At 55.9% G+C, this 8,843-nt stretch carries 9 protein-coding genes; 2 read left to right on the top strand and 7 right to left on the bottom strand.

Annotated features, from left to right (window positions below):
• Positions 1–238: 238 nt before the first annotated feature.
• The 3 genes from lgt to HZU72_RS23350 all read right to left on the bottom strand — a co-directional run bounded on the left by lgt (position 239) and on the right by HZU72_RS23350 (position 3,121).
• Entirely contained in the window at positions 239–1,033 is a 795-nt protein-coding gene (gene lgt, locus HZU72_RS23360) for a prolipoprotein diacylglyceryl transferase (RefSeq protein WP_009288662.1), read from the bottom strand.
• Positions 1,034–1,100: 67 nt separating this feature from the next.
• On the bottom strand, positions 1,101–1,898 hold the full coding sequence (locus HZU72_RS23355) for a sulfite exporter TauE/SafE family protein (protein WP_041157937.1): 798 nt from the start codon (positions 1,896–1,898) through the stop codon (positions 1,101–1,103).
• Positions 1,895–3,121, bottom strand: a complete 1,227-nt coding sequence (locus HZU72_RS23350) for a response regulator (protein ID WP_180096334.1) — start codon at positions 3,119–3,121, stop codon at positions 1,895–1,897. The genes HZU72_RS23355 and HZU72_RS23350 overlap by 4 nt, the downstream gene beginning before the upstream one ends.
• 185 nt (positions 3,122–3,306) lie before the next feature.
• On the opposite strand from HZU72_RS23350, the gene HZU72_RS23345 reads away from it, so the two are divergent.
• Positions 3,307–4,107, top strand: coding sequence for an NRDE family protein (locus HZU72_RS23345; RefSeq protein WP_022519682.1), 801 nt, complete (start codon positions 3,307–3,309; stop codon positions 4,105–4,107).
• 16 nt (positions 4,108–4,123) lie between these two features.
• Here the strand turns inward: HZU72_RS23345 and ptsP are convergent, their stop codons facing one another.
• Together ptsP and rppH are read right to left on the bottom strand one after the other, a co-directional pair.
• Positions 4,124–6,385 (bottom strand): phosphoenolpyruvate--protein phosphotransferase, encoded by a 2,262-nt coding sequence (gene ptsP, locus HZU72_RS23340; RefSeq protein WP_039860909.1) that lies wholly within the window; start codon positions 6,383–6,385, stop codon positions 4,124–4,126.
• An 88-nt stretch (positions 6,386–6,473) separates the two neighbouring features.
• Positions 6,474–6,965 carry an RNA pyrophosphohydrolase gene (gene rppH, locus HZU72_RS23335; RefSeq protein ID WP_174788086.1) on the bottom strand — a complete coding sequence of 164 codons (492 nt, stop codon included), beginning with the start codon at positions 6,963–6,965 and terminating at the stop codon, positions 6,474–6,476.
• A gap of 235 nt (positions 6,966–7,200) precedes the next feature.
• On the opposite strand from rppH, the gene HZU72_RS23330 reads away from it, so the two are divergent.
• Positions 7,201–7,857: a histidinol-phosphatase gene (locus HZU72_RS23330; RefSeq protein WP_009288657.1), complete on the top strand. Its 657-nt coding sequence runs from the start codon at positions 7,201–7,203 to the stop codon at positions 7,855–7,857.
• 236 nt (positions 7,858–8,093) lie between these two features.
• Here HZU72_RS23330 and HZU72_RS23325 read toward each other — a convergent pair whose 3' ends face one another.
• Together HZU72_RS23325 and HZU72_RS23320 are read right to left on the bottom strand one after the other, a co-directional pair.
• The gene (locus HZU72_RS23325; RefSeq protein WP_180096332.1) at positions 8,094–8,462 is read right to left on the bottom strand and encodes a PIN domain-containing protein; all 369 of its coding nucleotides are present in this window, start codon (positions 8,460–8,462) and stop codon (positions 8,094–8,096) included.
• On the bottom strand, positions 8,452–8,685 hold the full coding sequence (locus tag HZU72_RS23320; RefSeq protein WP_180096331.1) for a hypothetical protein: 234 nt from the start codon (positions 8,683–8,685) through the stop codon (positions 8,452–8,454). The genes HZU72_RS23325 and HZU72_RS23320 overlap by 11 nt, the downstream gene beginning before the upstream one ends.
• Positions 8,686–8,843 lie beyond the last annotated feature (158 nt).

Genomic DNA, 8,843 nt, shown 5'->3' with positions numbered 1-8,843 from the left:
GGGTGAGGAGGAGTCCATCCCATTGGGTAACAAGTCTGCGAGGAACGAGCAAACGAGGCACCCGCGGGAGGCGTCGGGACGACGCCCAGTGGCACATAACCAAACCCCGGCACCGCTTCGCGATGCTTTCGCGGGTGCGCCTGGGGCTTACCACGCGCTACTAAATCACGCATGCACACGACTGTGTGGAAGCAAACTCCTGTAGCGCTTGGCGCCCAATTAACAGCACCGCGGTGCTTTAGTTTGAAAGTTTTACGTCCACAGGCTGGGAGCGTGACCAGGCGATGATGACGAGGCCTAGCGCGATCATGGGGAGCGAGAGCAGCATGCCCATGGTGACCCAGCCGAAGGCGATAAAACCGATGTGGGCGTCGGGCATACGGACAAATTCGACCATAAAGCGGAACACGCCGTAGCAGACTAAAAACAGCCCGGATAAAAAGCCTCTTGCGGTCGGCTTGGCGGAGACCCACCACAGAATGGCAAACAGCACGACGCCTTCTAACAACGCCTCGTAGAGTGCTGATGGATGACGCGGCTCAGGCCCCATGCCGGGAAACGGCATGCCCCAAGGAAGCGAGGTCATGCGGCCCGGTAGCTCGTGATTAATAAAGTTACCAATACGCCCGGCACCCAAGCCAATCGGCACCAGAGGAGCGATAAAGTCGGTGAGCGTTAAAAAAGCCAACTGCTTACGCCGAGCGAATATCCAGGCGGCGAGGAGCACCCCGAGTAGGCCGCCGTGAAAGCTCATGCCGCCATCCCATACGCGGAAGATCCACAGCGGGTCGGCTGTCCACTGTCCTAGCCCGTAGAACAGTGCGTACCCTAAGCGCCCTCCAGCCACGACACCGATGGCGCAGTAGAAGAGCAAATCACCAATATCGTCATTATTGAGACCAATACGCGATGCGCGCCGACAGCCAAGCCACCAGGCGGCGACAAATCCCACCACATACATAAGGCCATACCAATGGACTTGCAGCGGCCCCAAGGAGATAGCCACTGGGTCAATCGTTGGGTAATTAATCATTTACACTCTCTAATCTGACCAAAGGAAATATGCAAGACGCCCACTCAGCACGTAAAACGGTCACAGACTAGGTGAGCAGGAAACGCACCCCTACCACTGCCAGCAGTAACGCGAAGGAGAGACGTAGCACATGAGCGGGCAAAACATGGGCAAGTTTAACGCCTAAGCGGGCAAATGGAACGCTGGTGACCACGATACTGAAAAACGCTGGCCACATAACAAAGCCAGTCGTCCAGGCGGGCAGCAGCGGATTACCCCAGCCCACCACGATAAACGCCAGAGCCCCCACCAGCGCGATGGGTAGCCCTACCGCCGCTGCCGTGCCCACCGCCTGAGTCATGCTGGCACCACAGCGTGATAGTAGCGGCACTGTCATGGCGCCTCCGCCAATCCCGAACAGTGCAGAAACAGCGCCGATCACGCCACCGGCGAGCGTCATTATCCATTTGCCGGGCGAGGCACTGCCCGGCTTAGGCGTTAATCCAAACACCATTTTGGCGGCAATGAGTAGAACAAAGATGCCAAACATAGTTCCCAGCGCCGTGCCGGAGAGGTTGTCGGCAATAAACGCCCCAGCGATGGAACCTAATACTAAGCCAGGCAGCAGCGCTGTAAGCCACCCACGGTGAATGCTGCCGCGCCGATAATGGCCAAGGGTGGACGATGAACCGGTGACGAGAATGGTAGCGAGAGAGGTGCCAATGGCTAAATGCATGACAATTTCAGAGGCGATGTTCTGCAGACCAAACGCGAAGACCAAGACAGGAACGATAATGAGCCCACCGCCCACGCCAAATACACCTGCCATGGTGCCCGCAACGGCGCCTAAGGTTAAATAAATCGATAGCGCCGTGACGATGGTCATTCAGACAGAACCGCTTCAATCGTGCCTGGAAACCAGTAAGCAATCATATTCATGAGGGTTTGGGGTTGGTAAGGCTTGGCAAGTAAGTCATCCATACCGGCGGCTAGACAGGCGTCGCGCCCGGCATTGTCGACGTTGGCCGTTAGTGCGACCAACACGCTTTGACTAACGCCATGATTGCGCTCGTACTCGCGCCAGCGCCGGGTGGTTTCGAGCCCGTCCAGAGTGGGCATAAAAATATCCATAAATACCAGATCAAAAATCGCGTTTTGCTGGCGTTCCAACGCCTGTTCACCGCTGCTAGCGCCTTCCACCTGTAGGCCCTGGGTTTCCAGCATCTGCCGGGCCAGCATCAAATTTACCGGCCCGTCGTCGACGACCAATACGCGTAAAGTGCGCGGCGCCCCCGGGCGATCACCACTCCTCCCTTGTGCCTCACCACTCAAAGAATTTTGTTCAGAACCTGGTTCAACTCCTCCCTCAGCGCTTTGTTGAACAAGATTGGTCAGTAGCGCGCGGATATCCGATAGATGCTCATACACTTCCATGATATTTTGCCCACCGTTATCGGTGAGCTCTTTATCAACCATGCTGTTTAAATGGTCTAACAAGCTATCCGTTTCACGCTGCAGCAGCGTTAAGTAGCCTGATTTTAATCGTGACTCTTCCCGTGCCCTTTCTCGACCGGCGATCAAGTGCTTGAGCTGCCGTTGCTGGTGGTGAAGGTCGTCCAACAAGGTTTGCTCATGCTCCTGCCGGGTGTTCTTAGTAGCGGCAGTGGCCACTTGGGAGCAGTGCATGCAGCGCTCAAGACCGGCGAGGATTTCATTAACGCTGGCCAGCCGCTGAAGGGGTAGATGAGATTCATCAGCGACATCCGGCGGGGAACATTTATGCTCGGGCAGTGAAAGCGCAGCGGTAGCGCATAGTGCTTGACTGTGCCGTTCAAGCTCGGTGAGTTCTTGCATAAAGCGATTATCTTGACGCCGAGCATGCGCTTTAACCAACATCAGGAAGGCGCCGACATTCAAACTGCTGCCGATAAGCAGCGCCGCCATTAGCCACAACATGGTGCTCCAAGAGACGTAGCTGGGCGACATCCACCACATCATGGCGCCAACCACCACGCAGAGCACGATTAATGCTGCTTGCACAAGCAGCAGTGGCCACAGCAGAGGCCAAACAATGGCATTCCAAAAGTGCTCCCTTTGATAGCGCTGCATGATCTCGCCTTCCTATTGGCCGTATGGCCGCTGATAACGTGACCGCTGTTTAAGGCCCCACACCCATTCGGTGTGACGATTTATGCTACAAACATGATACTAATGTCAGTGTACGTCTACGCTTCGTTACTGTCATGCGGCTCTTGCGTTGAACGTTTTTCATCCTTATCGCCTGCGAGTTTGTTATGTGCTTGATATCGTTTGCTTGGCAACCCGGCACCCCCATGCCTTTGCGGCTAATGGGTAACCGTGATGAGTTCCATGCGCGCCCCACCGCGCCGCTGGGTGAGTGGCAAGATAACTCGGCCATTGTCGGTGGCCGCGATTTAGAGGCCGGTGGCTCGTGGCTGGCAGCCAAGCGCGGCGGTGTAGTGGCCGCGTTAACCAACGTACGTGACCCGCAATTGGGCACACCACCCGGCGCGCCAAGCAGGGGGGAGCTGGTCGCCGATGCCCTGCAATGTAGCGATATAGAAGCGTGGCTAACTGCGCTCAGCCAGGGCGAGGCAATGCGCTACGCGGGCTTTAATTTATTGGTCGCCACGCCCCAACGGCTTTGGCACCTACACCGCAGCAGAGATCGCCTGGCTCTCACTGAGGTAGCTCCCGGGGTTCATGGCCTCTCCAACGCTGATCTCAACTCACCCTGGCCAAAGCTTCTACATGTACGCACTGCGCTTGAGCACACTCTTTTACAGCCAGACCCGTTCCAGGCATGGCCTAGTGGCGTTCAGCGCGCTATGCAAAATCCACAAGAAGCGGCTATCGAGGAGTTGCCGGATACCGGCGTGGGGCTTGAATTGGAGCGCCAGCTTTCAGCGGCGTTTATTGTCGGCGAACGCTATGGCACCCGCGCCACCTCGTGGCTCACTCTGGATAGCGACGGGCACATCGAAGTTACCGAACAGCGCTTTGGGCCGCTGGGGCGCTTTGAGGGTGAAACCTCTTTAGCGTTGCCCAGCAGTTCGCTTGAATCTACACCCTAGGCTTTGCATAAAGAACTTAGTCACGGGGCGGCATCAGATGCGATAGCTGCCACTCATCCATGCGCCCCTCTAGATGGGTATGCACCTGGGCAGGGGTGTCTAGCTCCATCACTTCTTTGAGCAACTGCTCAGCATCGCTGAACGGCACCCGGCGAATGGCCGCGCGCACTTTGGGCAGGCTTGGCGCATTCATGGAAAGACTGGTAAAGCCCATGGCCATGAGCAGCAGCGCTCCAGCCGGGTCTCCGGCCAATTCACCACAGAGCGAAATGGGCTTATCGAGCCGCGTCGCATCGTTAGCAAGTTCCAGCAGAGCGCCGAGCAACGCCGGGTGCAGCGCATCGTAAAGGCTCGATACGCGCGGGTTGTTACGGTCTACCGCCAGCAAGTACTGGGTTAGATCGTTGCTGCCCACAGAGAAAAAGTCGACTCGCTTCGCCAGCGCGTCCATTTGATAGATAGTGGCGGGCACTTCAATCATCACGCCCACTTTAGGTCTGACGACAGTAATCCCTTCTTCGCCCAGCTCTAGAATGGCGCGATCCAGCAGGCGCAGCGCTTCATCGACCTCTTCGACGTTGGTAATCATCGGGAAGAGAACGTAGAGGTTATCCAGGTCGATCGAGGCTTTGAGCATGGCGCGCAGTTGCACCATTAACACTTCCGGGTGATCCAGCGTTACCCGCATACCGCGCCAGCCTAGAAACGGATTCGCCTCTTCAATGGGGAAATAGGGCAGATCCTTGTCACCGCCGATATCCAATGTGCGCATCACCACCGGCAACGGGGCAAAGCCTTCGAGCTGCTCACGATAAAGCTTGGTTTGCTCTTTCTCGCCGGGGAAGCGTTCGGTAATCATAAACGGCACTTCGGTTCGATAGAGGCCCACTCCACCGATACGGCTTTTAAGCAGCGCGGTGGCATCTACCGCTAACCCGGTATTGACCATAAGCGGCATCGTGTGACCGTCGGGCGTGGCGCTGGGCAGATCCTGCTCGTGCTCAAGCAGTTCGCTGAGCGCCTCTTCTTCGGCGATCAGACTTTCATAACGGGCCGTAAGTTCAGGCGCTGGGCGCACAAACAGGCGACCACGGTGACCATCCAGCACCACCGGCGCCCCGCCTAGGCGCGGCAGCGGTAAATCCATCATGCCCAGCACCGTAGGAATGCCCATGGCCCGGGCGACAATCGCCACGTGGGACGTGCTGGAGCCGCGTACCGAGACCAGCCCTTTGAGCTTTTCGCGGGGGACTTCACCCAGCATGGCCACGCTGATCTCATCACCGACCAGAATAGCGTTATCGGGGTAGGTTTCCGGCGTGGATGGGGTATCTTCTTGCAGATGCGCAAGTACCCGGCGGCCAAGATCACGAATATCAGCCGCTCGCTCGCGTAGGTAGTTGTCGTCTACCCGCTCCAGATACTGGACGTGACGACGCACTACATCGGCCAGAGCGCCTGGTGCCCACTGGCCTTCGCGAATGCGCTTTTCCACTTCATCAGCCAGCGCGGCTTCGCCGAGCATCTGCTGATAAACATCGAACAGTGCCAGCTCTTGGGCAGAGATCCGGCTTGCCAAGCGTTCGGCCGCGGCACGAATTTCGTTGCGGGTTTTGCCAATGGCTTCTTTTAGGCGGGCGACCTCATAATCCTGATCGCGGGGTATCAGATCCGGCACGCTGTTTAAATCGGCGGGCGGGGTAATCACCACCGCTTCGCCCATGGCCATGCCAGGCGAGGCAGCAACGCCTTTAAACATTGCCTGCCCTCCGGCAAGCGCCGGGCGCAGCAGGTTGCCCGTGGCTAAAGCATGCGCCAGCACACCCGCCAACTGCGCGGCCATAGTGACCAGAAAGGCTTCGTCCTCATCGTCATAGCGGCGCTTTTCGGCTTGCTGAACCACCAATACGCCCAGCATGTGGCGCTGGTGAATAATCGGCACACCCAAAAAGCTGGAGTAGCGCTCTTCACCGGTGGCTTCAAAGTAGCGGAATTGCGGGTGGGTCTGGGCGTCTTCGAGGTTAAGCGGCTCGCTGCGTTTGGCCACCAAGCCCACCAGGCCTTCGCCTAACGGCAGTACTACGCGCCCTACGGCTTGGGTGCGCAGACCAATGGTCTCCATCAATACCAGCGACTCAAGCTCCTTGTCGTAAAGGTAGAAGGAACACACATCAGTCTGCATCGCTTTACGAATTCGGCGTACCATCGTGGACAGCGCGGCGTCGAGGGTGCGCGCGCCGTTCACTTCCTGAATCACACGGCGCAGCACCTCAAGCATGGACGTTTTACTTTTCACTATTATTTGCCTCGCTGAGGAATTTCCTGGCAGACTGCTGCCGCCCTACCCTGGGCAGCGGCCAATCGCCCTAATCGTCATCCTGTGCCAGACGCTGAACGCGGGGAGACAACTCTCGCAGCGCGCGCCGATATACCTCTCGTTTAAAAGGCACTACCTGCCCTAGCGGGTACCAGTAGCTCACCCACCGCCACCCATCAAATTCGGGGGATGGGGTTGCCGTCATACAGATCTGGCTTTCCTGGCAACGGATTTTAAGTAAAAACCACTTTTGCTTCTGGCCTATACAGACCGGACGCGAATGTGTGCGAATCATACGTCGTGGCAGACGGTAGCGTAGCCAGCCCCGGGTGCAGGCAACAATATCAACATCGTCGGCGGTTAGACCGATCTCTTCGTAAAGTTCACGAAAAAGTGCTTGTTGTGGCGTCTCGCTTGCATTGATGCCCCCCTGGGGAAATTGCCACGCATTTTGTCCTACCCGACGCGCCCAAAGCAGCTGCCCCTGGCTATTGGCAATGATGATGCCAACATTGGGGCGAAAGCCGTCAGCGTCGATCACGGACATCACCTTAATAAATTTTCAGTTGTCCCCATTTTTCCACAAGGGTGACAAGCGTATCAATACAATATAACGCTAAGTGACGAATGGTTGCGTATCAGCATGGAGCGAAGAACGTGCGTTGGTGGGAATGACATGGCGACTCTGCGATAATCCGCGTCCGCTATTTGCCTAACTAGCGTCTTTAGGGCACTAGCGACTGTCTACTATCCACTGACTAAAAAAGGGGAGCGCCGTGAGTCTGGCCATATTCGATTTGGATAATACGCTGCTATCCATCGACAGCGATCATGCCTGGGGCGAGTTTTTACTCGAACAAGGGGCAGTCGACCCGGTTGCCTACCGGGAAGCCAATGAGCGCTTCATGGCTGATTACAACGCGGGCACCCTGGATATGGCTGCTTTTTTGGAGATGGCGCTTAAACCGCTGGCTGACAATTCGCCTGAACAGCTTTCGGCGTGGCACCAGCAGTTCATGGCCAGCAAAATCGAGCCCAATATTCTGCCCAAAGCAGAAGAGCTTCTGGCACGCCACCGCACCAAAGGCGACACGCTGCTGATTATTACCGCCACCAACCGCTTTATTACCGCCCCAATTGCCGAACGTTTGGGGGTCGATCACTTAATCGCGGTGAACCCGGAGGTCAAAGAGGGCCGCTACACGGGGCGCGTTTCGGGCATTCCCAGCTACCGCGAAGGCAAAGTCACCCGCTTAGAAAAGTGGCTGGAAGATCAAGACCTGACCATGGAAGGCGCGTGGTTCTACAGCGACTCGCACAATGATTTGCCGCTGCTGGAAATAGTCGAGCACCCCGTCGCCGTCGACCCCGACGACACCCTGCGCGAAATCGCCAAAGAACGCCAATGGCGGATTATGAGTTTGCGGGATTGAGTTGGNTGGTGAATCGTGAATCGTGAATCGTGAATCGTGAATCGTGAATCGTGAATCGTGAATCGTGAATCGTGAATCGTGAATCGTGAATCGTCAGGAGTATAGGTCTCGTAGCGCGTGGTAACGAGAAAGCGAGTTCAGCGAGCGTTTCGAGGCACCCGCGGGAGGCGGCGGAACGACTCCCAAGAGCATCGCACGCGCCCTGGTATCAATAATTGCCACACGCAGGTAAATATTTAACGGCTTAGGAGAGTATCAAGCGAAATCACATTGCCAGCATGTTTATCTGCTAACTTAACGTCGTCTGTGACCAACGTTGCTGCTGCTACAGATGCGGAAGCAGAGATAATACTATCCGGCAGTTTCATTTGAGTACTTCGTCGTACCTTGATGGTTTCGTTTTTGACCTGTTGATCCAGTTCCACTCTTGTTAGCTGGGCCAATATCACCTTAATCGCCTGCTCGTCCTCTGGGAGCAAACCGGGAAAGGCCAGAAGCTCAAGCTCAGTGATGACAGAAAAGGCGTAATGGGCAGCTGGCAGACACAACTGACGTCCAATGGCATTAATGAAGACATTGGTATCGAGGAGATAGCTACCACTCATCCCGCAAATTCCTTTGGTATTCAACGCCGTCATGTGCTGTCAGAGACGGAGCTTTCACAGAGGTAAAATCTATTCCAAATTGCTTAACAGAGGAGCTCTCCTCCTCCGTTGTATTTTCATACAAAACAACGATTCGGGCATGTCTGTTCTTTAAATGTGCATATTCATCGGGGATTTTAACTACCCCATTCTGAATATCTGTCTCAAATTCAATCGCATGCATTTCAATCCCCCTTACAACTAAATAGCTTACCTCGCCATTTGACACTCTTTCTGTCGAAAATTCGAGTAACTAACGAACGGACTTATAATCCCGGCACCGCTTCGCGCTGCTTCCGCGGGTGCGCTTCGCTTACCCAATGGGATGGACTCCTCCTCACC

It is taken from the genome of Vreelandella sedimenti (assembly GCF_013416325.1).
GTDB lineage: Bacteria > Pseudomonadota > Gammaproteobacteria > Pseudomonadales > Halomonadaceae > Vreelandella > Vreelandella sedimenti.
The sequence above is the reverse complement of the archived record's forward strand: the minus strand, read 5'-3'. Positions and strand labels throughout refer to the sequence as shown.

Bases quoted from the DNA above. Each gene is read 5' to 3' on its own strand.
- lgt (WP_009288662.1), bottom strand. From the start codon at position 1,033: ATGATTAATTACCCAACGATTGACCCAGTGGCTATCTCCTTGGGGCCG.
- HZU72_RS23355 (WP_041157937.1), bottom strand. From the start codon at position 1,898: ATGACCATCGTCACGGCGCTATCGATTTATTTAACCTTAGGCGCCGTT.
- HZU72_RS23350 (WP_180096334.1), bottom strand. From the start codon at position 3,121: ATGCAGCGCTATCAAAGGGAGCACTTTTGGAATGCCATTGTTTGGCCT.
- HZU72_RS23345 (WP_022519682.1), top strand. From the start codon at position 3,307: ATGTGCTTGATATCGTTTGCTTGGCAACCCGGCACCCCCATGCCTTTG.
- ptsP (WP_039860909.1), bottom strand. From the start codon at position 6,385: ATGCTTGAGGTGCTGCGCCGTGTGATTCAGGAAGTGAACGGCGCGCGC.
- HZU72_RS23325 (WP_180096332.1), bottom strand. From the start codon at position 8,462: ATGAGTGGTAGCTATCTCCTCGATACCAATGTCTTCATTAATGCCATT.
- HZU72_RS23320 (WP_180096331.1), bottom strand. From the start codon at position 8,685: ATGCATGCGATTGAATTTGAGACAGATATTCAGAATGGGGTAGTTAAA.